The sequence below is a fragment of the Variovorax sp. efr-133-TYG-130 genome (genome assembly GCF_030208835.1).
GTDB lineage: Bacteria > Pseudomonadota > Gammaproteobacteria > Burkholderiales > Burkholderiaceae_C > Variovorax.
The window spans coordinates 132,762-157,465 of record NZ_JARVTD010000033.1 but is presented as its reverse complement, the minus strand read 5'-3'; the positions used below and the strand labels follow the sequence as shown (position 1 = coordinate 157,465).

The following is a 24,704-nucleotide window of genomic DNA, read 5'->3' as shown; positions in this document are numbered from 1 at the left end:
TTTCGATAACTGGAAACTATCAACTGGGGGACAAAAAAGCCCGGGGCCTCGTGAGCGCCCGGGCTTTCGCACCGGGATGCTTAGATCTTGCCGACGAGGTCGAACGACGGAGCGATCGTCTTGTCGCCTTCGTTCCACTTGGCCGGGCACACTTCGTTCGGGTGGGCGGCGGTGTATACGGCTGCCTTGAGCTTGCGCAGGGTTTCCTTGACGTCGCGGGCGATTTCGTTGGAGTGCACTTCGGCCGTCTTGATGATGCCTTCAGGGTTGATCACGAAGGTGCCGCGCAGCGCCAAGCCTTCTTCGGGGATGTGCACGCCGAAAGCGTTGGTCAGCGTGTGGGTCGGGTCGCCCACCAGCGGGAACTTGGCCTTGCCGACGGCCGGCGAGGTGTCGTGCCAGACCTTGTGCGAGAAGTGCGTGTCGGTGGTCACGATGTAGACCTCGGCACCCAGCTTCTGGAACTCGGGATAGTTGTCGGCCGCGTCTTCGACTTCGGTCGGGCAGTTGAAGGTGAACGCCGCCGGCATGAAGATCAGCACAGACCACTTGCCCTTGAGCGTCTCGTCGGACACATCGATGAACTTGCCGTTGAGGTAGGCCTGGGTCTTGAAGGGCTGGACTTGGGTGTTGATCAGGGACATTGAAATTCCTTAGATGCTGCGGTTGGACAAAGATAAGTGCGAGCCATTAGTATAACTACCAATCGCACACAATCAATAGTTGGTAACTATTAAAAGTATTGGAGCTTGCTATGTTCACGATGGCTGCGAAACGCCGTCGGATGTAAACCAATACGAACGTGTATCAGCATCACACGCATGCAGACCGGCGCAGCATGGGATTGCTTGCAAGCGCGCGTCCGCTCCTCTGACAATCCCCTCTTTCAGAACAAGGAAAAAGTCATGAAGGGCGACCCCAAGGTCATCGAACATCTGCAGGCGCAGCTCAAAAACGAGCTGACCGCAATCAACCAGTATTTCCTCCACTACCGCATGCTCAAGCACTGGGGTCTGGACAAGCTGGCAAAGAAGGAATACGAGGAATCGATCGGCGAAATGAAGCACGCCGACAAGCTGATGGACCGCATCTTCATGCTCGACGGCCTGCCGAACCTGCAGGACCTAGGCAAGCTGAACATCGGTGAAGACGTGCCGGAGCTGCTGCGTTGCGACCTCGGCGCCGAAACCGGCGCGCAAGCCACCATCAAGGACGGCATCGCGCATTGCGAATCGGTGCGCGACTATGTCTCGCGCGATCTGCTGCAGGAGATCCTGGACGACACCGAGGAGCACATCGACTTCCTCGAAACCCAGATCGACCTGATCGACAAGGTCGGCCTGCAGAACTACCTGCAGTCGCAGATGGGCGAACTCGAATAAGCAAGGCTTCCGCGCTTGCCAGCCAACGGGACTTCGGTCCCGTTTTTTATTGCTTTACGTAACTTAACCGACCTCAATTAGCAGTCATTCTCATTTGCGCAGATAGAATCCGCGCCTTCGATGACTGCCGCCCGCCCTGACAACCGACGCCGCGCCTATTGGCTCAAGACCCTGCATGAATGGCACTGGGTCAGCTCCGCGATCTGCCTGATCGGCATGATCCTGTTCAGCGTCACGGGCTTCACGCTGAATCACGCCGGTCAGATCGAGGCCAAGCCGGCCGTCACCAGGCTCAGCGGCACGGTCGACGAAGCCTTGCGCGCGCAGCTTGAAAAGCAGTTGCCAGCCGCCAAGGCCGAGAAGGGCAAGGCCCCCCTGCCCTTGGAACTCCAGGCCTGGGTCCAACAGCACTGGGACATCGCCACCGCCGGCCGCGACGCCGAGTGGTCCGACGACGAAATCTATCTTTCGCTCCCGCGCCCAGGCGGCGACGCCTGGCTGCGCCTGAACCTGGCCGACGGCGAGATCGAATACGAGCGCACCGACCGCGGCTGGCTCTCTTACTTCAACGACCTCCACAAGGGCCGCAACACCGGCGCTGCTTGGAGCTGGTTCATCGACATCTTCGCGGGCGCCGCGCTGGTCTTCTCGATCACCGGCCTGTTCATTCTCAAGATGCACGCCGGCAACCGTCCGTTCACCTGGCCGATGGTGGGCATGGGACTGGTGGTGCCGGTGCTGCTCGCGCTGCTGTTCATTCACTGATCCATCCGTCGTTTTCACAAAAAAGAGGTTCCCGTGCACGTTCGCTACTCACTCGCGCCGCTTGCCATGTCGGCACTGTTCGCGGCTCCGGCCTTCGCAGCCGGGCTGGCGGTCAATATCGAGATTCCGCGTCTGAATGTCTCCGAGTACCACCGCCCCTACGTTGCGACCTGGATCGAACGCGCCGACAACACGGTCGCCGGCACGCTGGCCGTCTGGTACGACGTGCGCACCAAGACCAACAACCCCGAGGGCGAAGGCACGAAGTGGCTGAAGGACCTGCGCCAGTGGTGGCGCCGCGGCGGCCGTGAACTCGCGGTGCCGGTCGACGGCGTGACGGGCGCGACCAAACCAGCCGGCAAGCATCAGTTGAGCTTCACCGAAGGCTCGGCCCAGATGCCCAAGCTCGCGCCGGGCGCCTACAAGCTTGTGGTGGAGGCCGCGCGCGAAGTGGGCGGCCGCGAAGTCGTGAGCATTCCCTTCCAGTGGCCGCCGACCGCCGCCGCGCAGCCGACCGCTTCCGGCAAGGAAGAGCTGGGCGAGATCAAGCTCGAACTCAAGCCCTGAGCGGCCCCACCCTACCGTCTTCATCGCCAGCCCGTCACCCAAGGATTCGCCAACATGACCCACCTCACACTGCGCGCCGCCAGCCTCGCCATCGCCCTCAGCGCCATCGCCTCGCTCGCCCAGGCGCACAACGCCTGGCTGCTGCCCTCGTCCACCGTGTTTTCCAAGGCCGACACCGTTTCGGTCGACGCCGCGGTGTCGAACGACCTGTTCGTCGCCAACCACGCGCCGCTGCGCCTGGACGGCCTGCAGATCACCGCGCCCGACGGCAGCACCGTCAAGCCCGAGGCCGAAGCCAAGCTCAAGCTGCGCAACGTGTTCGACGTGAACGTGGCACAGACCGGCACCTACCGCATCGCAGTGGTCAACGCCGGCGCGTTCGCGAGCTGGAAGGACAAGGCCACCGGCCAGACCAGGCGCGCACGCGGCACGGCCGAGAGCATTGCCAAGGAAGTACCGGCCGATGCAACGGAAGTGACGATCACGCAGTCGTCCGGCCGCATCGAGACCTTCGTGACCGTCGGCAAGCCTTCGGCGCTCAGGCCGGTTGGCCAGGGCCTGGAACTGGTCTCCGCCGGCAGCCCGACCGACCTGGCCAAGGGCGAGAAAGCCACCTTCACGCTCAACCTCGACGGCCAGCCCGCGAAAGACCTCGAAGTGACCGTGACGGCAGGCAACACGCAGTACCGAGACAAGCTCGAGGAAATCAAGCTCAAGACCGACGATAAGGGACAGTTCAGCGTGACCTGGCCGGCCGCCGGCATGTACTGGCTCGACGCCAGCACCAAGGACAACAAGACCACCGTGCCACAAGCCAAGGAACGCCGCCTGAGCTACGCCGCCACCCTCGAAGTGATGCCCTGACGCGGCAAGCGCCCTTGGGACTTTCGTTCAGCACCTGGCGCGCCGGCGGCTACGCCAACGCCGCCGTCCCTCGCCCCGCCGACCCTGCCAGTCTCCAGCAGTTGGCCGGACGGACGATGGGCACCACATGGTCGCTGCGGTTCGACAACCCGCGGATGCTGCCGCTGGCGGCGGTACGCGCGGCTGTCGAGGGCGCGCTGGACGTCGTGGTCGCGCAGATGAGCCACTGGGAACAGGATTCGGACATCAGCCGGATCAACCGTGCGCCCGCCCGGTCGCGCCATGTGCTTCCGAAGGAGTTCGCCGAGGTGATGCGCTGCGGGGCAAGCTGGGCAGCTGCCAGCGGCGGGGCAATCGATCCGACGGTGGGGCCTCTTGTCGCCTGCTGGGGCTTCGGGCCCTCGGCGGATGAATCCGGCTTGCCTTCCGCGCAGGCTCTTGCCGCGGCACGCTCGCAGGTCGGCTGGCAGCGGTTGGCCTTCGATGCAGCCGAAGGCTCGCTGACGCAGCCGGGTGGCGTGGCGCTCGACCTTTCCGGCATCGCCAAGGGCTTCGCGGTCGATCACGGCACGCAGGCGCTGCAGGCATTGGGCCTCGCCGATTTCCTGTTTGAAATAGGCGGCGAACTGCGGGGCGTCGGGCGGCGTCCCGGCGGGCAGCCGTGGCAGGTGCAGGTCGACACCGGCCTTGCAGCCGGGCAGCGCATCGCGTTGGCCGACATGGCTGCCGCGACCTCCGGCGACCGGTGGCACCAGCGGGCGCACGAAGGCAAGCGCTGGTCGCACACCATCGACCCGCGTACCGGGGAGCCGGTCGCCCATGCGCTGGCCAGCGTCACCGTGCTGCATGCGCAGTGCATGGAAGCCGACGCACTGGCCACCGTGCTGACCGTGCTGGGGCCCGACGAGGGGTGGGGCTTTGCGGAACAGCACGGTGTTGCCGCGTTGTTCGTGAGTCATGGCAATCCATCGCCCACTATGCGAGCCACGAGCGACTGGCCCGCACAAGCCCGGTCATGAACGAGGCCGCCTGGCGCGCGCTCGGCGCGAGCTCTTCCGTGATCGCCTATGGCGCGCTGTGCACCGCCATCTATATGCGCGAGCGCCGCAGAAAAGCGGCTGCCTTGCGTGCCGCCGCCGCGCTGTCGGCCGGCAGCCGCGACGAGCCGCCCACGCTTGTGGTTTTTGCGAGCCAGACAGGCCAGGCGGAAACCATCGCCTGGCAGACGGCCAGGCAGTTGCGAGCGGCCGGCACTGGTGTGCGGGTGATGGAGATGAACACGCTCGATGTCGCGACCCTCGTCGCCGCCCGCAAAGCCGTCTTCATCGCAAGCACCTACGGCGAAGGCGATGCGCCCGACGGCGCCAGCGTCTTCTGCGAGCAAGTGATGGGTTCGCCGCAGCCATTGGGGTCGCTCCGCTACGCTGTGCTGGCGCTGGGTGACCGGCAATACGCCAACTTCTGCGGCTTCGGGCGTGCGCTTGACGAATGGCTGCAAGCGGCAGGCGCCGAGCGCGAGTTCGAGCGTCTCGAGGTCGACAACAGCGATCCGGCCGCACTGGCCGTATGGCAAGCCCGGTGGGGTTCTTCGGCGGATGCCGCGCCCTCCGCCGAAGAACCAGGCAGCGCCTTCGCGCAATGGCGGCTGACCAGCCGGGAACTGCTCAACCCCGGCAGCGCCGGCGCCCCGGTCTTTCATCTGGGGTTGGTGCCTCAGGCCGGTCCGATGCCGCAATGGGCCTCCGGCGACTTGGCGCAAGTGGCGGTCGCGAGCGATCCCTCGCATCCTCGCGACTATTCGATCTCGTCCCTGCATTCCGACGGCGAACTGCAACTCCTCGTGCGGCAGGAACAGCATCCCGACGGCACGCTGGGCGCCGCGTCGGGCCTGCTCACGTCCACCCTCGCGGTCGGTGACAGCGTGGCCGTGCGCCTGCGGCCACATCGCGGCTTTCGCCTCGATGGCAACGACGCCCGGCCGCTGATCCTCATAGGAAACGGCACGGGCCTCGCGGGGCTGCGCGCCCACCTGCGCGCACGGGCCGCCGCGGGCCAGCACGAAAACTGGCTGGTATTCGGCGAGCGCCAGCAAGCCCACGACTTTCTCTACCGCGCCGAAATCGACGCCTGGCAGGCGCAGGGCGTGCTTCGACGCCTCGACATGGTGTTCTCGCGTGACCAGCCGGAGCGCTTCTACGTACAGCACCGGCTGCTGCAATTGGCCGACACCTTGCTGCAGTGGCTGAAGGACGGTGCGGCAATCTACGTCTGCGGGAGCCTGCGAGGCATGGCCTCGGGCGTGGACGCCGCTTTGCGACAGATCGCAGGCGAGGACCTGGTCAGTGAGCTATCGGCGAGCGGACGCTACCGTCGCGACGTCTATTGAACGATCGGCCGCCGCAGCCGGGCTCGTCCGAGGCGGTGCGACACTGGAACCCCGGCCCATGCCGGAGCTTTTTTGACTGCGGGATTCCCTACAAATGATGCTGCATGTGCCCGGGGTACTGAGCCCCGACCAGGTTCGCCAGATGCGCGCCGCGCTCGACGCCGCCCCATGGACCGATGGCCGCGAGACCGTCGGCGACCAGGGTGCCCAGGTCAAGCGCAACCGGCAGTTGCCGGAACAATCGCCGGTCGGCCGCGAGCTCGGCAAGACGGTGTTGGCGGCGCTGGCCCGGAATGCCCTCTTCTTCTCGTCCGCGCTGCCGTTGCGCTTCGTGCCGCCGCTGTTCAACCGCTACGAAGGCGGCGAGAACTACGGGGTGCATGTCGACGGTGCGGTAAGAGCCGTGCCCGGCGGGGAGCAGCTGCGGACCGACTTGTCCTGCACCCTCTTTCTCTGCGAGCCGGAGGACTACGACGGCGGCGAACTGGAAGTGATCGACACCTACGGCTCGCACGAAGTGAAGCTGCCTGCCGGCGATCTCATTCTTTATCCGGCCAGCAGCCTGCACCGGGTGCATCCCGTTACCCGGGGCGCGCGGGTTTGTTCGTTCTTCTGGCTGCAGAGCATGGTGCGCAGCGACCAGCAGCGCGGCATGCTTTTCGAACTGGACCAGAGCATCCAGAAGCTGCGGGCGCGGCTTGGCGAGTGCGAGGAAACCGTGGCGCTCACCGGCCACTATCACAATCTTCTGCGGCTCTGGTCGGACGTCTGACGCCTGAAAGCGGGTGTTGCAGAAATCGGTAACACCATAGTTATTGCAAATGCGATAAATTCTTATTTATAATCAGCCACATCCAACAGCCAGCCAACTGCCGCTTTCACCGCCATGATCGTTTGCGTCTGCCGCCGAGTCTCCGACCGCGAAATCGCACGTCACGTGCGCGCGGGCATGACCTTCGACGAAGTCCAATTCGAACTCGGCGTGGCCACCCAGTGTGGCCAGTGTGAAGGTTGTGCGCGCGATATCGTCGCGCAGTGCAGCGCTTCGCACCCGGTCGCCGCCTTGAATTGCGAACCGGGTCCGAGGGCGATCCAGCTTGCCAACTCCATCAAGGAAAGCAAGGCATGGAACTCGTCTCGGCACTCGGCGGCAGCCTGATCCTGGTCGCAGGCTCGGTCTGGTGGATTTTCCGAAAATAGCGCAGTTAGCGTCTTCGTAGCGGTTTTGCTGCAATCGTGGCACTTTCTTGAGTGCCCGCATTCGAATGTTTGATCGTGTCTGATCGCTTTGCCCCTCCCCCCTCCGTCCTCGGCCTTTCCCGCAATGTCGTCATTGCCGGCAGCGTCATCGTTTTTCATGCGGCCGCGCTCTGGGCACTGCAAAGCGGGTTGCTCCGGCGCGCTGCCGAAGTGGTGATTCCGGTCGAGATCCTGAGCCAGTTCGTCGAGCCGCCGAAACCGAAGGCCGATCCCCCTCCTCCACCCCCGCCGCCGCCTCAGCCCAAGGTGACGAAGGCGCCGCCTCCGCCGCGCCCCCAGGCCATTCGCGAGCCGAAGCCCACTCCGGCACCCCAGGCACCTGTCGGCGTCACGGAGCCGCCGCCCCCGGCCGCTCCGCCGGCACCGCCCGCGCCCCCAGCGCCGCCCGCACCGCCACCTGCTCCGCCGGCACCGCCCGCCGTGCAGTTGCCGTCGAGCAACGCCGACTATCTGCAAAACCCCAAGGCCACCTACCCGGCCATGAGCAAACGGCTCGGCGAACAGGGCAAGGTCATCGTGCGGGTGCTCGTCGGCGTCGACGGACTGCCCAAGAGCGCCGAGGTCAAGAAATCCAGCGGCTTCGACCGTCTCGATGAAGCCGCCGTGGAATACATCCTGAAATGCCGGTTCGTTCCCGGCAAGGTCAATGGAGTGGTGCAGGCCATGTCCTATGACGCCCCCGTCAACTACGTTCTGAACTAATTTTTCTCTGGAGCAACTTCGTATGGATTCCCAATTTGGCTTGATGAACGTCTGGAACCAAGGCGATTTCGTCACCAAGGCCGTGGCTGTGCTGTTGATCGGCATGTCGCTTGCGTCATGGATCGTGATCATCATCAAGGCGCTCGACGTCATCCGCTACAAGCGCCTTGCCAAGCACTCGCAGGACTTCTGGCACAGCGAGGACTTCGCGACCGCGTTGAACAAGCTCGGCAAGGACGACAGCAACCCGTTCCGCGCGTTGGCCCTCGAAGGCCGAGAAGCCGCGGCGCACCACCGCAACACCAAGGCCCATCTGCATGACGCGCTGGACGTGAGCGACTGGATCACGCGCTCCCTGCGCAACGGCATCGACGCATTCACCGCTCGCCTGCAGACCGGCCTGGCGATCCTGGCGTCTGTCGGCTCGACCGCGCCGTTCATCGGCCTGTTCGGCACGGTCTGGGGCATCTACCACGCGCTGATGAGTATCGGCTCAGCCGGCCAGGCGACCATCGACAAGGTGGCCGGTCCGATCGGTGAGGCACTGATCATGACGGCGCTGGGCCTGGCGGTGGCCATTCCCGCGGTGCTCGGCTACAACGCGCTGGTGCGCGGCAACAAGTTCGTGCTGACCAAGCTGAACGCCTTCGCGCACGACCTGCACGCCTACTTCGTGACCGGCGCCCGCGTCCAGAGCGGCACCGAAGCGATCGTGGTTCCGCTCAAGAAGGGCTGAGCATCATGGCTTTCGGAACCCAAGACGAGCCCGATGAGGTGATGAACGAGATCAACATGACGCCGCTGGTCGACGTCATGCTGGTGCTCCTGATCATCTTCATCATTACCGTGCCGGTGATGAAGCACGCGGTCAACATCGACTTGCCGCGCGCAACCAGCGAGCCGGAACAGCCCAAGCCGCAGAACATCCTGTTCAGCATCACGGCCAATGGCGAGTACTACTGGAACGAGCAGAAGATCGACGACAGCGAGCTGCCAGGCCGCCTGGCCGCCGAAGCCGCCAAGGACCCTCAGCCCGAACTGCACATCCGCGGTGACAAGGCCGTGCGCTACGAGCGCGTGGCCAAGGCCATGTCCGAGGCTCGCGAAGCCGGCGTGCGCAAGATCGGCTTCATCACGGAGCCCGATACGAAGTGAGCTGAATCGCGATCGAAAAAAAGTTGATCGCGGCTATTGATTTTTTATTGCGAATCATTATCATTCAGTCATCGCTTCGATAAGGGAACTTCAAATGCCAGCCACCCCCAACGCCTTTTCTGTTCTGAACCATCCTTCGCTCGACCAGTCGGGTGGCGGCCATTCGATCCAGGCAACGCGTCCGGTCCCGATGGTCGAAAGCACGGAGCTTCTGAAGGGAAGCAAGACCGTGGGCATCATGCACAACGGTTCCCTCTATCGGCTTCAAGCCACCAAACTCGGCAAGCTGATCCTGACCAAGTAAGGTCGTTCAGCCCGCCCCTCGCGCAAGTTTCATCGTGGGGCGACTCAAGGAGATTCATCTCCGAAGGGTCGTTTTTTTGCTAGCCAACGGTTCGCCGACTAGCCAAGCTTTTTTTCACGCTGAAGCCTTCAAAAAGAAAACGCCGACCTTGAAGTCGGCGTTTTGCTTTATGCGATTCCGAAAAGAATCAGAGGCCGAGCGCCGCGATACCCGCCTTGGCGATCTGCGCGTCTTCATTCGACTTCACGCCGCTCACGCCGACTGCCCCGATCACGTGGCCGTCCTTCACGATCGGCACGCCGCCTTCGAGCAGGCCCTGCACTTCAGGCGCGGTCAGGAATGCGGTACGGCCGCCGTTGATGATGTCTTCATAGACCTTGCTCTCGCGGCGGCCCATGGCAGCCGTATGGGCCTTGGCGGGGGCGATGTGCGAAGACAGAGCAGCGGCACCGTCCAGGCGCTGCAGCCAGAGCAGGTTGCCGGCGTCGTCCGAAATGGCGATGGTGACAGCCCAGTTGTTCTTGAGCGCCTCGGCTTCTGCCGCTGCGGCAATGGTCTTGACGTCGGCGAGTTCGAGGAATGACTTGGTCTTCATGGTTTGGCTCAGGTTGCGTAAAAACCCCACAGCATAACGGCCACGCAGCCAGCAGTGCCTTCGGGCAGGTGCCAAGCTTGGGAACATCCTGCATACGGTCTTTATCGAAACCTGCTCTTGCAGCCCCCTAGAATGCGCCCCAACTGCGTCTTAGCAGCAACCACAGGAGCTCCGGCCATGAACGACCGCGTTACCACCCTCGACACCTCCACAGGCTACGGCCAGCCGCTGGCCCAGGCAGAACGCCAGCGCGTGCTGCGCAACACCTACTGGCTGCTCGCGCTCAGCCTGCTGCCCACCGTGCTGGGCGCCTGGGTCGGCGTCAGCACCGGCATCACACGCTCGCTCACGGGCGGCCTCGGCCTCATCGTGTTCCTCGGCGGCGCGTTCGGTTTCATGTTCGCTATCGAGAAGACCAAGAACTCCGCAGCCGGCGTGCCGGTGCTGCTGGGCTTCACCTTCTTCATGGGCCTGATGCTGTCGCGCCTGATCGCGATGGTGCTGGGCTTCAAGAACGGCTCGGAACTCATCATGACGGCCTTCGGCGGTACCGCCGGCGTGTTCTTCGTGATGGCCTCGCTGGCCACGGTCATCAAGCGCGACCTGTCGGGCATGGGCAAGTTCCTGTTCGTCGGCGCGATGGTGCTGATGTTCGGCGCCATCATCAACGTGTTCGTGGGCTCGAGCACCGGCATGCTGGTCATCTCGGTGGCCGCCATCGGCATCTTCTCGGCCTACATGCTCTATGACCTGAAGCAGATCATGGACGGCGGCGAAACCAACTACATCACTGCCACGCTCGCGCTTTACCTGGACCTGTTCAACGTGTTCCAGAGCCTGCTGGCCCTGCTGGGCATCTTCGGTGGCGAACGCGACTGAGCTATAGGCCCCCAGAGGGCCGCCCGCCAGGAAGAAGGGCCCCGCGAGGGGCCCTTTTTTCATTCCAGGTCGAACACCGCGATCGACTCGACGTGCGCCGTGTGCGGGAACATGTTGACCACCCCCGCGAAGGTGCAGCGGTAGCCCGCCTGGTGCACCAGCAGGCCGGCATCGCGCGCCAGTGTCGACGGATTGCAGCTCACATACACGATGCGCTTCGGCGGCGTCCAGCCGTCGGTGCGCAGTTCGGGCTGCTGATGCAGGTCGGCCATGGCCTTGGCCAGCGCAAACGCACCTTCGCGCGGCGGATCGACCAGCCATTTGTCGGCGCTGCCGTCTGCAACCAGCATGGCCGGCGTCATTTCGAACAGGTTGCGCGCGACAAACTTTGCGGGTGACAGCGCACGACGGGCGGAGGTCGCGGGCTGGTTGGTCCGGTAGTTGTCGGTGGCGCGCGCCACCAGCGTGTCGCTGCCCTCGATGCCCAGCACCTCGCGCGCCTTGCTCGCCAGCGGCAGCGTGAAGTTTCCGAGGCCGCAGAACCAGTCGATCACGCGCTCGTCGGGCTGCACGTCGAGCAGGCGCAGCGCCTTGCCCACGAGCGCTCGGTTGATGTGCGGATTGACCTGCGTGAAATCGGTTGGCTTGAAAGGCATCGTGACGCCGAATTCGGGCAGCCGGTAAGCCAGCGGCGTGCCGCCCTCCTCGAGCAGCTTGACCGTGTCAGGCCCCTTGGCCTGCAGCCACCATTGCACGCCCTCGTTCTGCGCTGCAAAGGCCTTCAGGCGGTCGATGTCGGCACGCGACAGCGGCTCCAGGTGCCGCAGCACCAGCGCGATGGTTCCGAGCCTGGTGGAGTCCGGTGCGTCGCCGCAGGCGAGTTCGATCTGCGGGCAGGTATCTCGCGCGTCGAGCGAGCCGATCAGCGCGCGCAGCGGCATCAGCATTTCGCTGACCTGCTTCGGCAGCACCGGACACACCTGCATGTCGGCCAGGTAGCGGCTCTTGCGCTCGTGGAAGCCGATCAGCACCGTGCCCTTCTTCACCACGTGCCGCACCGACAGCCGCGCGCGATAGCGGTAATGCCACGCCGGGCCTTCGAGCGGCCGCAGCAGGTTCTCGGGCTTGACCTTGCCGAGGTGCCACAGGTTGTCTTCCAGCGCACGCTGCTTCACGGCCACCTGGGCGGCCGGGTCCAGGTGCTGCATCTTGCAGCCGCCGCAGGCGCCGGTGTGCAGGCCGAAATGCGGGCAGCCCGGGCGCACGCGCTGTGATGATTCACGGCGGATGGCCGTGACCGTGCCCTGCTCCCAGTTGTTCTTCCGGCGATGGACGTTGAACTGCACCTCCTCGAAGGGCAATGCGCCTTCGATGAACACGACCATGCCGTCGGCCTTGTGCGATACGCCCTGTGCGTCGAGGTCGAGCGACTCGACCTGCAACCATTCTTCACCGGGATTCGTGGGGACTTTCTTTTCTTCGATGGATTCCGTCATCCCCCGATTGTCTCAGCGCGGGCGAAGCGCCCTGAAAGCACCTAGAACAGCGCGTCCCGCCCGACCCCGGAGCGCGCCAGCTGGCGGCGCATCTTGGCCAGCGCCTCGTTCTGGATCTGCCTGACGCGCTCGCGCGTGAGACCCAGCCGGACGCTCAGCACCTCGAGGGTTTCGGGCTCGCGGTCGTGCAGGCCATAGCGGCCCTCCAGCACCTCCCGCTCGCGCGCGTCGAGCGCATGCACCCACTGGTCGAGCAGGCGCTCGACTTCGTGCGCGTGCGTGGTGCTGCTGGGGCTGCCTTGTTCGTCGTCGGAGGCCACGGTGTCGGCCAGCGTGAAGCCGTCGTCGCCGCGCGCATCGCCCGCGTCGAGCGAGCGCGGCGCCTCCGCCAGAGCCAACAGGTCGGCCACCGCCTGGACGTCGCGACCGAGCAGCGCGGCGATGTCTTCCACGCGCACGCCGTCGGGTCGGCGAGCGAGGAACTCGGCGTCGCCTTCGAGCGTGCGCCGGGCACGCAGAACCTGCTGGAGTTCGCGCACCACATGCACCGGCAAGCGGATCGCCCGTGCCTGCGTCATGACGGCGCGCTCGACCGATTGGCGGATCCACCAGGTCGCGTAAGTGGAGAAGCGAAAGCCGCGTTCGGGCTCGAACTTGCTGATGGCATGCATCAGCCCCAGGTTGCCTTCTTCGATCAGGTCGGACATTGGCACGCCACGCCCGAGATAGCCCTTGGCGATGCTCACGACGAGCCGCAGGTTGTGCTCGATCATCGACTGCCTCGCGGCAAAGTCGCCGGCCCGCGCGGCGCATGCGGCCTGGTACTCCTCGGCGGGAGTGAAGAGTTCGGTGCGGCGAACCTGGCGCAGGTAGATGGTGAGGGCGTCGGCGCCCTCACCACCGATCAAATCGGCCGTCGCACCATTGGGCTGTGCGGCCGTGCCCTCCATCGAGCGCAGGTCTTGCTCGGGTGGCTCGCCGGCAGGGTCCGCGGAAGGCGGAAACGCGCTGCCCTTGCCCGCCAACCCGCGCACAGGCGGCGTGCGGCGGGGGCGGGAGGCAGCCATGGCATCACCGGCTGGGCAGGTAACGCGAGGGATCGACGGGCTTGCCCTGGCGGCGGATCTCGAAGTGCAGCTTGACGCGATCGGAATCGCTGCTGCCCATTTCGGCGATCTTCTGGCCCTTCTGAACCGACTGGTCCTCCTTCACGAGCAGCGCCTGGTTGTGCGCATACGCGGTCAGGTAGGTGTTGTTGTGCTTCAGGATGATCAGGTTGCCGTAGCCGCGAAGACCGGCGCCGGCGTAGACCACGCGGCCATCGGCGGCGGCCAGCACCGGGTCGCCCGCCTTGCCGCTGATGTCGTAGCCCTTGTTCTTGGCTTCGTCGAAGCCTGCGATCAGCGAACCACTCGCGGGCCAGATCCAGCCGAGGTCTTCGTCACCCGACGCGCCGCTGCCCGGACCTGCCGGAGATGCAGTGACGGGAGCCGGCGGCTTGCTTGCGCCGGTGGGGGGTGTTACCGGCGCGATGACGGGAGGCGGCGTCACGGGCTTGGTGACCGCGCCCTCGGAACCGCTGTTTGCTGAAGACGAAGGCGCTGCGGCGACGGAAGTACCCGAGCCGGTCGGGGGAATTACACGCAGCACCTGGCCGACTTCGATGAGGTCGGGGTTGTCGATGTTGTTCCAGCGCACGATGTCTTGCCAGCGCTGCCCTGTCTCGATGCCGATGCGGCGAATCGTGTCGCCCGGACGCACTGCGTAGTACCCGGGCTTGCCGTAGTTTTCAATGCCGGCAAGCGGCTTGCCGTTCGCGTCGGTGGTGATCGGCGGGCCGCCAGGAACCGTGCCGGGGGCCGGGGCGCGAGTCATGGTGCCGCGGTCTTCGACCGGCGCCGGCCCACGCGGCGTGGAACAGCCCGCGATCACGAGCACAAAAGCCAACGTGATGCCAGCGAACCAACTCCGATTGCCAATACCCTGCATTTGTTATTCCTTCAAGCAATCCCCGATTTTAGGGGGACAAAGTGGACCGCCTCAAGAATGAGCCGCTCCAACCCCCGCGGGGTCTTGTCAATGACGACAAGTGCTTGACCGCCGTTCGCGGAATGCGTCGGCGCCACGATGCGGCCGCCTACCGCGAGTTGCGTGATCCAGGCTTCGGGTACGGCCTCGCCACCCGCCGCGGCAATGATGCCGGCATACGGCGCGCCCTTGGCATAGCCGATCATTCCGTCGCCCAGCATGAGGTGCACCGTGGCCAGGCGGAAGTGCCGCAGATTCGTGCGTGCGCGCTCGTGCAGACCGCGCAGGCGCTCGATGCTGTAGACCTCGGCGGCCACATGATCGAGCACCGCAGCCTGATAGCCGCAGCCGGTGCCGATCTCCAGCACGCGGCCCAGCTTGTCTTGCGGCTTGCCGACCAGCGCCGGGGCGCCGAGCAGCAGTTCGATCATGCGGGCCACCACGCTGGGCTTGGAGATGGTCTGTCCCAGCCCGATGGGCAGGCTCGTGTCTTCGTAGGCCTGGTTGACCAATGCGCTGTCGACGAAGCGATGCCGCTCCACGGCGCCCATCGCGCGGAGCACGCGCGGATCGGAGATGCCCTGGGCCGCAAGCTTCTGCACCATGCGTGCGCGCACCGCGTCCGAAGCCATGGAGGGAGTGGACGGCACCATGGGCTTGACCGGCACGGCGGGCATGCGCCCGCGCGTGGCGGCAGAAGCTGTGGGTGTCAGTCGAACGGGGAAACCGGGCCGCTGCGTGGCCATGTCAGTTGCCGAGACGGGCCACCGTCTCGCGCCATTGGCCGAGGTTGGCGTGGTCGGTCAGGTCGATCTGCAAGGGCGTCAGCGCGATGTGGCCCGCAGCGGTGGCGTGGAAGTCGGTGCCCTCGCCGCTGTCCTTTGCGCCACCCGCGCCGGCGATCCAGTACATGGTTTCGCCACGCGGGCTGTCCTGCGTGATCACTTTCTCGGCCGCGTGCCGGCGGCCAAGGCGGCAGACCTTGACCGGCTTGAGCTGGTCGAACGGCAGGTTCGGCACGTTCACATTGAGCAGGAACGGCGCGCCGCCGAGCATGCGCTCGCGCTCGATCTGCTGCACCAGCCGGCGCGCCACCTGGCCTGCCGCATCGACGTGGGCCCAGCCTTTCTCGATCTGCGAGAAGGCGATGGCCGGAATACCGAAAAGATAGGCCTCCATCGCCGCGCCGACAGTGCCCGAATAGATGGTGTCGTCGCCCATGTTGGCACCGTTGTTGATGCCGGAGACCACCAGATCGGGCCGGTAGTCGAGCAGTCCCTTGAGCGCGATGTGCACGCAATCGGCCGGCGTGCCGGTCACGTAGCGAAAGCCGTTGTGCGCCTCGCGCACGTAGAGCGGCGCTGCGAGCGTGAGCGCGTTCGACTTGGCGCTGTTGTTGTGTTCGGGGGCCACCACCTCGACGTCGGCGATGTCCTTCAGCGCGTCGTGCAAAGCGACGATGCCGGGCGCCTGAAAGCCATCGTCGTTGGAAATAAGTATCTTCATGGTGTCCTGGATGCGCCAGATTGTAGGCGCCGGGTGCGTCGCAGCAGGGACAAGGCCGCCTTGCCGCGCCCCCTATCATCGCCCGCATTCATTGCCCTCACCCGACTCACACGAAGGAGACCCGAGCATGCACGCATGGCTTTGCGAAAACCCCACCGGCGTCGATGCGCTGACCTGGAAGGAACTGCCGACACCGACCCCGGGCCCCGGCCAGGTGCTGATCGAGATCAAGGCGGCCAGCCTTAATTTTCCCGATCTGCTGATCGTGCAGAACAAATACCAGATGAAGCCGCCGCTTCCCTTCGTGCCGGGTTCCGAGTACGCAGGCGTCGTGCAGGCGGTCGGCGAAGGCGTCACCCACCTCAAGGTCGGCCAGAACGTGGCCTGCCTGTCAGGCACTGGTGGATTCGGCACCCACACGCTGGCACCCGCCGCGCTGTGCATGCCGCTGCCGGAAGGCTTCGGGTATGTCGACGCGGCCGCTTTCATCATGATCTATGCAACCTCGTGGCATGCGCTGATGGACCGCGCCCAGCTCAAGGCCGGCGAAACCGTGCTGGTGCTCGGCGCCGCTGGCGGCGTGGGCACGGCGGCCATCCAGATTGCCAAGGCCGCGGGCGCCAAGGTCATTGCAGCTGCATCGAGCGACGAGAAATGTGAACTCTGCCGCTCCATTGGTGCCGACGCGACGATCAACTACACCACGCACGCGCTGCCCAACGGTTTCCGCGATGCCATCAAGGCCGCGACCGACGGCAAAGGCCCGGATGTCATTTATGACCCGGTCGGCGGTGATTTTGCGGAGCCGGCATTTCGCTCGATCGGATGGCGGGGCCGCTATTTGGTGGTGGGTTTTGCATCCGGGCCCATTCCGTCGCTGCCATTGAATCTGACGCTCTTGAAAGGCGCCTCCCTGGTCGGCGTGTTCTGGGGCGATTTCGCCAAGCGCGAACCCAAGGCCAATGCACAGATGATGGCCGAATTGGCTCAGTGGTACGGCCAGGGAAAGATCAAGCCGGTGATCGACAGCACGATGCCGATGGCGGAATTGAAGGCCGCCTATGCCCACATGGGTTCGCGCGGCGTCAAAGGCAAACTCGTGATGGTCAACTGACCGGACTGCAGCGCGTCATCGCCCAATAAAAAAGCCCGCGGATGCGGGCTTTTTTATTGGGCAGTTGCCTGCCACCGAAAGCGCAGGCACTTACTTGATCTCGTAATCGGAGAGCGACTTGCCGGCTGCCAACGCTTCAGTCACCCAACGCGGCTTGCGGCCCCGGCCACCGGACCAGGTTTCGCCCGTCGGACCGCGGTATTTGGCGGCTGCCTTTGCCGGGGCGGCGCCAGTGCTGCGCTTGGCGGCGGTGGCGCGGCCCGTCAGTTTCAGATCAGAAGCCGTCAACCCATATTCGGCAATCTTCTTGCGCAACTCTTCGATCACGCCAGCGCGCTCCTGGTTGCGCAGGTCTTCAGCCTGCTTGCGCAATTGCGCAATCTGCTCGTCGTGCTTCTTGATCTGGGAATTGATATCTGCGAGGGTCGAAGCCATTGTTGGACTCCTGAAATTGAAAACGAGCGGATTTTAATTCAATTTACATTTGTCACGCACGTGCCTCGGGATCAAAAAACCTGCAGTTCATTGCTTTAATGCAACAACTCGCAACGTAAAGTTGCGCCAACCCGGGACGGGATATGCGAATCAGCGGGGGAAAATGAGAGATGGCGCGCCGCAGAAAACGGTGCCGGAAATGACAACGCCGGAGCAAGTCCGGCGGTGTAATCCTTTGATTGCTATTGAGCAATAGCGCAAAGGAGATATTTTGGGGTGGCTGATGGGACTCGAACCCACGACGACCAGAATCACAATCTGGGACTCTACCAGCTGAGCTACAGCCACCGCAGAGCCTCAGATTGTAGCGTTAAAAATCGTCGTTTTGACGATCGACTTCAACTCGATTGCTCGAAAGTCGCATTCGTGCATCTCAACCCGCCGCCAGCGGACCTGTGGCGGGCGCGCTTTCCTCGATCTTGATGGAGCCATCGGGCCGCTCGCAGGTGCCGATCAGCAGGCCGCTGGCGATGGCGCTCGCGCGCAAGGCTTCGAAAACCTCTTCCCGGCCGGGCGTATCGGAGAACTCGGGCGACTCGCTCAACGCGAACACCTGGAATGCATAGCGATGCTCTCCATGCCCCGGAGGCGGATCGGGCGGCAGCCACATCGCCTGCAATGCCGAATTGCGTCCGACATGCAGGCCGGCGCCATCGTTGTCCGGGCTCGGTATGGCAGCTTCGGCAATAGAGCCGCTCTCGGGCGGCAGCCCCACGACGATGGCATGCACGAGCGGGTTGGGCGTCGGCGAATCGGCGTCCTCCACGATCAGCACCAGCGCAGCGGTGCCCGCAGGCAGATCCGTCCATTGCAGGGGCGGCGACACGCCCTCCCCGTCGGCGGTGTAGCGCGCGGGAATCGGCGCATGGTCCACGAACGCCATGCTCGTGACGGCGATGGTGGCCATGCCCTCCCGCATGCCGAGCGCGTTGAAAACGATGTTGTCCAGCCCCGCGCGAACGCCCTGCAGCGCGTGACCAATGACATCAGGCAATTTTTCCAGCATGCGACGGGTATACCGCCGCCCTGCGTCGCCTCCTGTAGGACGCCGCGCGCCCTCGGTGTCGCGGTGCTCCACATCGCTCCGCTATCATGAAAGAGGGCCGCGCGTACCGCCCGGCTTTCGCCACTGCCACTCACCTCCAAAGGAATTTCATGAGCATCGTCTGGACTATTCTGATCGGGTTCGTCGTGGGTCTGGTGGCGCGCGCCGTCAAGCCGGGGGACGATTCCGCTGGCTTCATCATCACCACGATCATCGGCGTTGCCGGTTCGCTGATCGCAACCTACGTGGGCCAGGCGATGGGCTGGTACATCGCCGGACAGGGCGCCGGCTTCATCGCTTCGGTGCTGGGCGCAATCGTGCTGCTGATTCTTTACGGCCTGATCAAGCGCAAGAGCTGATGCCGCCGCGGGCACCCCGCAAACCACGCGCAAAACACCACGTCTATGTGGTCGAACTCGACGACCGCGTCTGGAACAACGGCCGCTTTCGTCGTGCCAACCCCGACTACCAACTCGGCAAGCCGTTCGTCTACGTGGGCATGACAGGGCTTGACCCCGACATCCGCTTCGACAAGCACAAGGCCGGCATCCAGGCCAACAGCTTCGTCGAGGAATTTGGCCTGCGCCTGCTGCCCGCGCTCTACGAGCGCTACAACCCGATGCCGTATGAAGACGCCCGTTCGATGGAAGTCGAGCTCGGCATCATGCTGCGCAAGGCCGGCTACGGCGTATGGCAGGCCTGAGCCAGCCCGCGCACCACGACCAGGCACTCAGGCGTAGGTCACCCAGTCTTCGTAAGCCGGGCCGTCCAGGTGCGGCAGCGTGTTGTAGGTGACCAGCATGTGCCGCTTCGGGGTGAACGCGAATTCCGTGACCGAAGTGTTGCGGATGCGCAGGTTGAGTTCGATCGTGGTCTCGGCGCTCGTCCCCAGCACATGGCCGACGGCGGTGCTGATCGGGCCGCCGCTGGACACCACCAGCACTCTCGCGCCGTGATGCTTGTCGCGCACGTGGTCGAGCGCCGTGGTCACGCCCGCCAGGAAGTCGACATAGCTGGGCATGCCCGCAGGCTTGGTCTTGCCCTGCATCCAGGCGCCCAATCCTTCGCGCAGCAAGCGGAAGTGATGACGGTACATCTCGGGTGAATCGGGCTTCTCCAGCTTGCCTTCATGGATCGTGGCAATGACGGCCTCGCTGTCGTACTCGTTGAGCCCGGGCCACGGCAGCACGTCGTCGCGCGAAAGGCCCAGTCCCTTGGCGATGCCTTCCCAGGTCTGGCGATGGCGCCTGAGCGTGCCGGTGATCACCGCATCGAAAGCCATGCCGCGCTCGCGCCAGTACTCGCCGAGCCGAACGGACTGCCGGTGTCCGAGTTCGCTCAGATTGTCATAGTCGGCGGCACCAAAGCTGGCTTGCCCGTGGCGCACGAGATAGAGGGTTCCCATGTGCGGGATTCTGGCAAGAAGCGTGTTCGCCGCTTGTCCCTCGTGCGACCAAAACGAAAAAGCCCGAGCCATGGGCTCGGGCCGTATCTTGCGTCGAGAAGACTCTTGCTGCGGGTCAGCGACCGGCTGCTGCTGCGCCAGGCAGCGGGTCCGCCGGCTTGGGCACCAGGATCTGGGCCTTGTACCGGTCCTTCAGCATGTCGTAGTACGCGGCGTCTTCGGCGGCGGCCACCGACTGGCCGACCTGCGCCTGCTCCTGCTTCGCGAGTTCGGCCGGCGGCGGCGTGCGCGGGACGACCTTGGTCACGCGAACCACGGCATAGCCTTGCGCGCCCAGGTCCACGCCAACCAGCGCCGGCAGCTTGGCGGCGTCGGCACGCAGCGCGGCGTCGATCACCGGCAGCGGCTGCGATGCCGCATCGCGGCGCGACACGGTCATGGGCGCGCCGAAGGTCGCACCGTCGGCCTTGGCCGTCCATGCGGCGAGCTTTGCCTCACCCTCGGCCTTGGCCAGCACAGCAGCACGCTCGTTGACGATCTGAGCGCGGATCTTGTCCTTGACCTCGGCCAGCGGCACAGGATGCGCCGGCGTGTACGTCGTCACGCGGCCCGATGCGAGCTGGCTCGAGCCGACTTCAATCGCCTCGGTGTTCTGCTTGCGCTGCAGCGAATCAGGAGCGAACAACGCGTTCAGGAAGTTGCGGCTGGCCAGCGGGCCTTTGGCACCCGGCACGGGCGCCCGCGCCACGTTGTTGGCGGTCTGGATCGTGAGCTTCAGTTTCTCGGCCGCGGGCTTGAGGCTGTCGGGCGTCTGGTACACGGCGTCGGTGAAGACCTCGGCCGCCTTCGCGAATTCCTGCGTGGCCTGCTGCGAGCGCACCTCGTTCTCGATGGTCGCGCGCACCTGTTCGAAAGGCGGCACCACTGCGGGCTTGATGTCGGTCAGGTGAATGATGTGATAGCCGAACTCGGTTTCGACCACGTTGCTGATCTCGCCCTTCTTGAGCGAGAACATCGCGTCTTCGAAAGGCTTGACCATCGCGCCCTTGGTGACGAAGTCGAGGTCGCCGCCCTTCTCTGCCGAGCCCGGGTCTTGCGAGTTCTTGCGCGCCACGTCGGCGAAGGTGTTCGGCGCCTTCTTCACCTCGGCCAGCAGTTCTTCCGCCTTGGCCTTGGCCTTTGCGCGGTCGGCTGCGGGCATGCTCGACGGCGCGGTGATCAGGATGTGGCTCGCGCGGCGTTCTTCCTTCGTGCCGAAACGCCCGGAGTTCTGGTCGTAGTAGGACTTGAGATCGGCCTCGCTGACGTTGATGTTCTTCTTGGCGGCGTCGAGATCGAGCACCAGGTACTCGATGTTGGCCTGCTCCGGTGCCTGGAACTGCGCCGAGTGGTCCTTGTAGTAGGTCTCGATGTCGGCATCGCTCACCGTCACCTTCGACGCGAAGGTCTCGGGGCTGAAGCGCGCGACCTGGATTTCGCGGCTGTCGTAGAAGGCGTTGATCGTGGTGGCGGCCAGTGCCGGCGGCGTGAAGGCCGTGCCCGAAATGCCCAGCATCACCTGCTGCGTTGCCATGTCGGCACGCACGGAAGCTTCGTACTGTTCGGGCGTGCGGCCCGTCACGCGCTGGAAGGTATCGCGGTCGAACTTGCCGTCGGGCGTGCGGAACGAGGCCAGGCCGGGGTCCTGCGCGAAGATGCGCGAGAGGCGGTCTTCGGACACCGTCATGTTGGCCTTGGAAGCAGCTGCCGCCAGCACGCGGTCGCGCACCATGCGCTCCAGGGTGGCGTAGCGCAGCGCATCGGACTCGAGCAGCGTCGGGTCGACGTTGGGAGACTGCTGGCGGATGCGGTCCGTTTCGACGCGGTGCTGCTGGTCCCACTCGGGGCGAGTGATGTCATGACCTTCGATGCGCGCAACCTTCTCGTCCCCGCCGAACCCCTGGTAGCGTTCGACCCCGAAGAACACGAACGAGGGAATGATCAGCAAGAACAAGAAAATCATCACGATCTTGGTGTGCTTGCGGAAGGCTTCAAACATGCTTGAACACTCTTTTTCGACGGCTGTCGGACGGCAATAAAAAAGGCGAACTTGCGGTTCGCCTTTGCATCTGGTGGTGGTGGGTGCTGAGGGGCTCGAACCCCCGACCTACGCCTTGTAAGGGCGCCGCTCTACCAACTGAGCTAAGCACCCCACCGGAATTTGTTCTCCGAGTCTAACGCCTTAGTTCAGCGCGTCTTTCAGCGCCTTGCCTGGACGGAACTTCGGGATCTTGGCGGCCTTGATTTTAATCGCGTCGCCGGTGCGGGGATTTCGGCCCGTGCGGGCAGCGCGTTTGCCGACTGCGAAAGTGCCGAAACCGACGAGCGAAACAGAGCCGCCCTTCTTGAGCGTGGTACGAATGGCGCCGATCGTGGATTCGAGCGCGCGGGTCGCTGCGGCTTTGGAGATGTCGGCGTTCTTTGCGATGTGCTCAATCAGTTCGGTCTTGTTCACAAGGGCCCCTTGTAGAAAAAAAGTTGGTCGGCTTTCGTCAGCTGCGACCTGGCCGCGGTGTGTGCGACTCAAGAACCTGGCAGGCCTGACGCCTCGGCAGCGCACTGCCAGCGAGGATTACAACCACTGGTCTGCAGGGTGTCAATAAGACACGGCGCCTTGCCGATCAGCGGAGCGCGCGATTTTAGGGGCCTTTCGTGAACTCCTTTTCCCTTGCGGTTCAAAGCGCTTCTGCGATGGCTTTGCCAAGGTCCGAGGTGCTCGCCTTGCCACCGATATCCGGGGTGCGCGGCGCTCCGCTTTGGGGCGCGAGCACCTTCTCGATGGTCGACAGGATGGCATCGTGCGCCTGCTTGTGGCCGAGGAACTCCAGCATCATCGCGCCGCACCAGATCTGCCCGATGGGGTTGGCGATGCCCTTGCCCGCGATGTCGGGTGCCGAGCCGTGCACCGGTTCGAACAGCGAGGGCGTGGTGCGCTCGGGATTGAGGTTGGCGCTCGGCGCGATGCCGATGGTGCCGGTGCAGGCCGGGCCCAGGTCCGACAGGATGTCGCCGAACAGGTTGCTCGCCACCACCACGTCGAAGAAGTCGGGCCGCTGAACGAAGTGCGCGGTGAGGATGTCGATGTGGAACTTGTCGAGCGTGACGCCCGGATAGTTCTTGCCCATCTCGGCCACGCGCTCGTCCCAGTAGGGCATGGTGATCGAGATGCCGTTCGACTTGGTGGCGCTGGTCAGGTGCTTCTTGGGCCGCGACTGCGCGAGCTCGAATGCGAACTTCAGCACGCGGTCGACGCCCACGCGCGACATCACGGTTTCCTGCACCACGATCTCGCGCGGCGTGCCCTGGTACATGCGCCCGCCGATGCTGGAGTACTCGCCCTCGGTGTTCTCGCGCACGATGTACATGTCGATCTCGCCGGGCTCGCGCGGCGTTCCGTCGCGCCGCACCACGGGCGCGATGATGCCGGGCATCAGGCGCGCCGGGCGCAGGTTGATGTACTGGTCGAACTCGCGGCGGAACATCAGCAGCGAGCCCCACAGCGACACGTGGTCGGGAATCTTCTCGGGCCAGCCGACCGCGCCGAAGAAGATGGCGTCGTGGCCGCCGATCTGGTCCTTCCAGTTGTCGGGCAGCATCTGGCCGTGCTTCTCGTAGTAGTCCCAGCTCGAGAAGTCGAAGTGGTCGAACTTCAGGTCGATGCCGAACCTGGTGGCCGCCGCCTCGAGCACGCGCAGGCCCTCGGGCGTGGTTTCCTTGCCGATGCCGTCGCCGGCGATGACTGCGATTCTCTGGGTGCTCATGATGTGGCTCCTGCTTGTAGGGGAAGGGAAAAGAATTCGAGCGCCTCGGCCAGCAATGCGTCGGGCGCCTCCTCGGGAACGTAGTGGCCGCAAGGCAGGGCATGGCCAGACACCTCGGCCGCGCGCTCGCGCCACAGCGCCAGCATGTCGAAGGCCTTGCCGACCGCGCCATGCTCGCCCCACAGCACGCGCAACGGCTGTGCAAGGCGTTGCCCGGCCGCGATGTCGGCACGGTCATGGACGAGGTCGATCGTTGCGGAGGCGCGGTAGTCCTCGCAGATGGATTCGGCCGTGCCCGCGATGCCGGCGCAGCGCTCATATTCCGCAAGCACCTCGGGCGCGAACGGCGCCAGTCCCGCATGCCGCCCGCCCATCACGCTGCGCACGTAGCGCACCGGGTCGGAGGCGATCAGCGACTCGGGCAGCGGCGGCGGCTGGATCAGGAAGAACCAGTGCCAATAGGCCTTGGCGAACGCCTCGGAGGTCTGCTCGTACATGGCGAGCGTGGGCGCGATGTCGAGCAGCAGCATGCGCTCGACCGCCGCCGGATGGTCCGCCGCGAGCCGATGCGCCACGCGCGCGCCGCGGTCATGCGCCAGCACGCCGAAGCGCTCGAAGCCGTGGTGCCGCATGGCGGCGAGCGCGTCGAGCGCCATTTCGCGCTTGCTGTAGACACTGTGCTCGGCATCGGCCGCCGGCCGGCCCGAATCGCCGTAGCCGCGCAGGTCCAGGGCGACCACGGTGAAGCGCTCGGCCAGCGCCGGCGCCACGCGGTGCCAGATCGCATGCGTCTGCGGATGACCGTGCAGCAGCAGCAGCGGCGCACCCCGCCCGCCGATGCGGCCGTGGATGCGCACGCCGTCGCGCGCAATGTCGAAAGTGGGGAAGGAGAGGAACGAGGTTGTCACGTCGGCGATTGTGCGTTGCGCCCTCGCCGCCATCAAGCAACAATCGGC

At 64.8% G+C, this 24,704-nt stretch carries 30 protein-coding genes and 2 tRNA genes; 16 read left to right on the top strand and 16 right to left on the bottom strand.

Annotation, left to right across the window (positions count from 1 at the left end; genetic code table 11):
- Window positions 1-80: 80 nt before the first annotated feature.
- Entirely contained in the window at window positions 81-644 is a 564-nt protein-coding gene (ahpC, locus tag QRN67_RS27995; RefSeq protein ID WP_007830764.1) for an alkyl hydroperoxide reductase subunit C, read from the bottom strand.
- Window positions 645-905: 261 nt separating this feature from the next.
- Between ahpC and bfr the strand changes: the two genes are divergently transcribed.
- The 12 genes from bfr (at window position 906) to hemP (ending at window position 9,385) form a co-directional block, all read left to right on the top strand.
- Window positions 906-1,382 carry a bacterioferritin gene (gene bfr, locus QRN67_RS27990; protein WP_081270476.1) on the top strand — a complete coding sequence of 159 codons (477 nt, stop codon included), beginning with the start codon at window positions 906-908 and terminating at the stop codon, window positions 1,380-1,382.
- A 120-nt stretch (window positions 1,383-1,502) separates the two neighbouring features.
- Entirely contained in the window at window positions 1,503-2,147 is a 645-nt protein-coding gene (locus tag QRN67_RS27985) for a PepSY-associated TM helix domain-containing protein (RefSeq protein ID WP_285414504.1), read from the top strand.
- Between the two features lie 66 nt (window positions 2,148-2,213).
- Window positions 2,214-2,714: a DUF2271 domain-containing protein gene (locus tag QRN67_RS27980; RefSeq protein WP_409196358.1), complete on the top strand. Its 501-nt coding sequence runs from the start codon at window positions 2,214-2,216 to the stop codon at window positions 2,712-2,714.
- A 54-nt stretch (window positions 2,715-2,768) separates the two neighbouring features.
- Entirely contained in the window at window positions 2,769-3,578 is an 810-nt protein-coding gene (locus QRN67_RS27975; RefSeq protein WP_285414503.1) for a DUF4198 domain-containing protein, read from the top strand.
- A 116-nt stretch (window positions 3,579-3,694) separates the two neighbouring features.
- The gene (locus QRN67_RS27970) at window positions 3,695-4,597 is read left to right on the top strand and encodes an FAD:protein FMN transferase (RefSeq protein WP_285414502.1); all 903 of its coding nucleotides are present in this window, start codon (window positions 3,695-3,697) and stop codon (window positions 4,595-4,597) included.
- A complete protein-coding gene (locus QRN67_RS27965; RefSeq protein WP_285414501.1) occupies window positions 4,594-5,964 on the top strand; it encodes a sulfite reductase subunit alpha in 1,371 nt (456 codons plus the stop codon). The genes QRN67_RS27970 and QRN67_RS27965 overlap by 4 nt, the downstream gene beginning before the upstream one ends.
- A gap of 94 nt (window positions 5,965-6,058) precedes the next feature.
- Window positions 6,059-6,736: a Fe2+-dependent dioxygenase gene (locus tag QRN67_RS27960; RefSeq protein ID WP_285414500.1), complete on the top strand. Its 678-nt coding sequence runs from the start codon at window positions 6,059-6,061 to the stop codon at window positions 6,734-6,736.
- A gap of 114 nt (window positions 6,737-6,850) precedes the next feature.
- Complete coding sequence (locus tag QRN67_RS27955; protein WP_081270483.1) at window positions 6,851-7,123, top strand: (2Fe-2S)-binding protein; 273 nt, start codon at window positions 6,851-6,853, stop codon at window positions 7,121-7,123.
- Between the two features lie 113 nt (window positions 7,124-7,236).
- On the top strand, window positions 7,237-7,926 hold the full coding sequence (locus QRN67_RS27950) for an energy transducer TonB (RefSeq protein WP_454907834.1): 690 nt from the start codon (window positions 7,237-7,239) through the stop codon (window positions 7,924-7,926).
- A 22-nt stretch (window positions 7,927-7,948) separates the two neighbouring features.
- The gene (locus QRN67_RS27945; RefSeq protein WP_081268679.1) at window positions 7,949-8,662 is read left to right on the top strand and encodes a MotA/TolQ/ExbB proton channel family protein; all 714 of its coding nucleotides are present in this window, start codon (window positions 7,949-7,951) and stop codon (window positions 8,660-8,662) included.
- 5 nt (window positions 8,663-8,667) lie between these two features.
- Entirely contained in the window at window positions 8,668-9,081 is a 414-nt protein-coding gene (locus QRN67_RS27940) for an ExbD/TolR family protein (protein WP_081268678.1), read from the top strand.
- A gap of 94 nt (window positions 9,082-9,175) precedes the next feature.
- Entirely contained in the window at window positions 9,176-9,385 is a 210-nt protein-coding gene (hemP, locus tag QRN67_RS27935; protein ID WP_081268677.1) for a hemin uptake protein HemP, read from the top strand.
- 187 nt (window positions 9,386-9,572) lie between these two features.
- On the opposite strand, the gene QRN67_RS27930 is transcribed toward hemP, so the two are convergent.
- Window positions 9,573-9,980 (bottom strand): GlcG/HbpS family heme-binding protein, encoded by a 408-nt coding sequence (locus QRN67_RS27930; protein ID WP_081268676.1) that lies wholly within the window; start codon window positions 9,978-9,980, stop codon window positions 9,573-9,575.
- 177 nt (window positions 9,981-10,157) lie between these two features.
- Here QRN67_RS27930 and QRN67_RS27925 point away from each other — a divergent pair, with 177 nt between their 5' ends.
- The gene (locus QRN67_RS27925; protein ID WP_081268675.1) at window positions 10,158-10,859 is read left to right on the top strand and encodes a Bax inhibitor-1/YccA family protein; all 702 of its coding nucleotides are present in this window, start codon (window positions 10,158-10,160) and stop codon (window positions 10,857-10,859) included.
- A gap of 59 nt (window positions 10,860-10,918) precedes the next feature.
- On the opposite strand, the gene rlmD is transcribed toward QRN67_RS27925, so the two are convergent.
- From rlmD to surE, 5 genes are all read right to left on the bottom strand, one after another.
- Entirely contained in the window at window positions 10,919-12,355 is a 1,437-nt protein-coding gene (gene rlmD / locus QRN67_RS27920) for a 23S rRNA (uracil(1939)-C(5))-methyltransferase RlmD (RefSeq protein WP_285414497.1), read from the bottom strand.
- Between the two features lie 41 nt (window positions 12,356-12,396).
- Window positions 12,397-13,305 (bottom strand): sigma-70 family RNA polymerase sigma factor, encoded by a 909-nt coding sequence (locus tag QRN67_RS27915; protein WP_503010950.1) that lies wholly within the window; start codon window positions 13,303-13,305, stop codon window positions 12,397-12,399.
- 121 nt (window positions 13,306-13,426) lie between these two features.
- Window positions 13,427-14,344, bottom strand: a complete 918-nt coding sequence (locus QRN67_RS27910; protein WP_285414494.1) for a peptidoglycan DD-metalloendopeptidase family protein — start codon at window positions 14,342-14,344, stop codon at window positions 13,427-13,429.
- An 11-nt stretch (window positions 14,345-14,355) separates the two neighbouring features.
- Window positions 14,356-15,129: a protein-L-isoaspartate(D-aspartate) O-methyltransferase gene (locus QRN67_RS27905; protein WP_285414493.1), complete on the bottom strand. Its 774-nt coding sequence runs from the start codon at window positions 15,127-15,129 to the stop codon at window positions 14,356-14,358.
- A 1-nt stretch (window position 15,130) separates the two neighbouring features.
- Window positions 15,131-15,889, bottom strand: coding sequence for a 5'/3'-nucleotidase SurE (surE, locus tag QRN67_RS27900; protein WP_106933873.1), 759 nt, complete (start codon window positions 15,887-15,889; stop codon window positions 15,131-15,133).
- 127 nt (window positions 15,890-16,016) lie between these two features.
- On the opposite strand from surE, the gene QRN67_RS27895 reads away from it, so the two are divergent.
- Entirely contained in the window at window positions 16,017-17,003 is a 987-nt protein-coding gene (locus QRN67_RS27895) for an NADPH:quinone oxidoreductase family protein (RefSeq protein ID WP_081268669.1), read from the top strand.
- 90 nt (window positions 17,004-17,093) lie between these two features.
- Here the strand turns inward: QRN67_RS27895 and QRN67_RS27890 are convergent, their stop codons facing one another.
- From QRN67_RS27890 to QRN67_RS27880, 3 genes are all read right to left on the bottom strand, one after another.
- Entirely contained in the window at window positions 17,094-17,438 is a 345-nt protein-coding gene (locus QRN67_RS27890; RefSeq protein WP_081268668.1) for an H-NS histone family protein, read from the bottom strand.
- Between the two features lie 272 nt (window positions 17,439-17,710).
- Window positions 17,711-17,786: transfer RNA gene (locus QRN67_RS27885), tRNA-His, on the bottom strand.
- 85 nt (window positions 17,787-17,871) lie between these two features.
- Window positions 17,872-18,576: a YbhB/YbcL family Raf kinase inhibitor-like protein gene (locus tag QRN67_RS27880; RefSeq protein ID WP_285414492.1), complete on the bottom strand. Its 705-nt coding sequence runs from the start codon at window positions 18,574-18,576 to the stop codon at window positions 17,872-17,874.
- 77 nt (window positions 18,577-18,653) lie between these two features.
- On the opposite strand from QRN67_RS27880, the gene QRN67_RS27875 reads away from it, so the two are divergent.
- Both QRN67_RS27875 and QRN67_RS27870 read left to right on the top strand, forming a co-directional pair.
- Window positions 18,654-18,902 carry a GlsB/YeaQ/YmgE family stress response membrane protein gene (locus tag QRN67_RS27875; protein ID WP_081268666.1) on the top strand — a complete coding sequence of 83 codons (249 nt, stop codon included), beginning with the start codon at window positions 18,654-18,656 and terminating at the stop codon, window positions 18,900-18,902.
- Window positions 18,902-19,246 (top strand): hypothetical protein, encoded by a 345-nt coding sequence (locus QRN67_RS27870; protein ID WP_285414491.1) that lies wholly within the window; start codon window positions 18,902-18,904, stop codon window positions 19,244-19,246. Before QRN67_RS27875 ends, QRN67_RS27870 begins: the two co-directional genes overlap by 1 nt.
- Window positions 19,247-19,273: 27 nt before the next feature.
- On the opposite strand, the gene QRN67_RS27865 is transcribed toward QRN67_RS27870, so the two are convergent.
- The 6 genes from QRN67_RS27865 to QRN67_RS27840 form a co-directional block, all read right to left on the bottom strand.
- Entirely contained in the window at window positions 19,274-19,948 is a 675-nt protein-coding gene (locus QRN67_RS27865; RefSeq protein WP_106933870.1) for a histidine phosphatase family protein, read from the bottom strand.
- A 115-nt stretch (window positions 19,949-20,063) separates the two neighbouring features.
- Window positions 20,064-21,986 carry a SurA N-terminal domain-containing protein gene (locus QRN67_RS27860; protein WP_285414490.1) on the bottom strand — a complete coding sequence of 641 codons (1,923 nt, stop codon included), beginning with the start codon at window positions 21,984-21,986 and terminating at the stop codon, window positions 20,064-20,066.
- Window positions 21,987-22,063: 77 nt separating this feature from the next.
- Window positions 22,064-22,139, bottom strand: a tRNA-Val gene (locus tag QRN67_RS27855).
- 30 nt (window positions 22,140-22,169) lie between these two features.
- A complete protein-coding gene (locus QRN67_RS27850; protein WP_007830705.1) occupies window positions 22,170-22,442 on the bottom strand; it encodes an HU family DNA-binding protein in 273 nt (90 codons plus the stop codon).
- A 220-nt stretch (window positions 22,443-22,662) separates the two neighbouring features.
- Entirely contained in the window at window positions 22,663-23,748 is a 1,086-nt protein-coding gene (locus QRN67_RS27845) for a tartrate dehydrogenase (protein ID WP_285414487.1), read from the bottom strand.
- A complete protein-coding gene (locus QRN67_RS27840) occupies window positions 23,745-24,689 on the bottom strand; it encodes an alpha/beta fold hydrolase (RefSeq protein WP_285414559.1) in 945 nt (314 codons plus the stop codon). The genes QRN67_RS27845 and QRN67_RS27840 overlap by 4 nt, the downstream gene beginning before the upstream one ends.
- Between the last annotated feature and the right edge of the window lie 15 nt (window positions 24,690-24,704).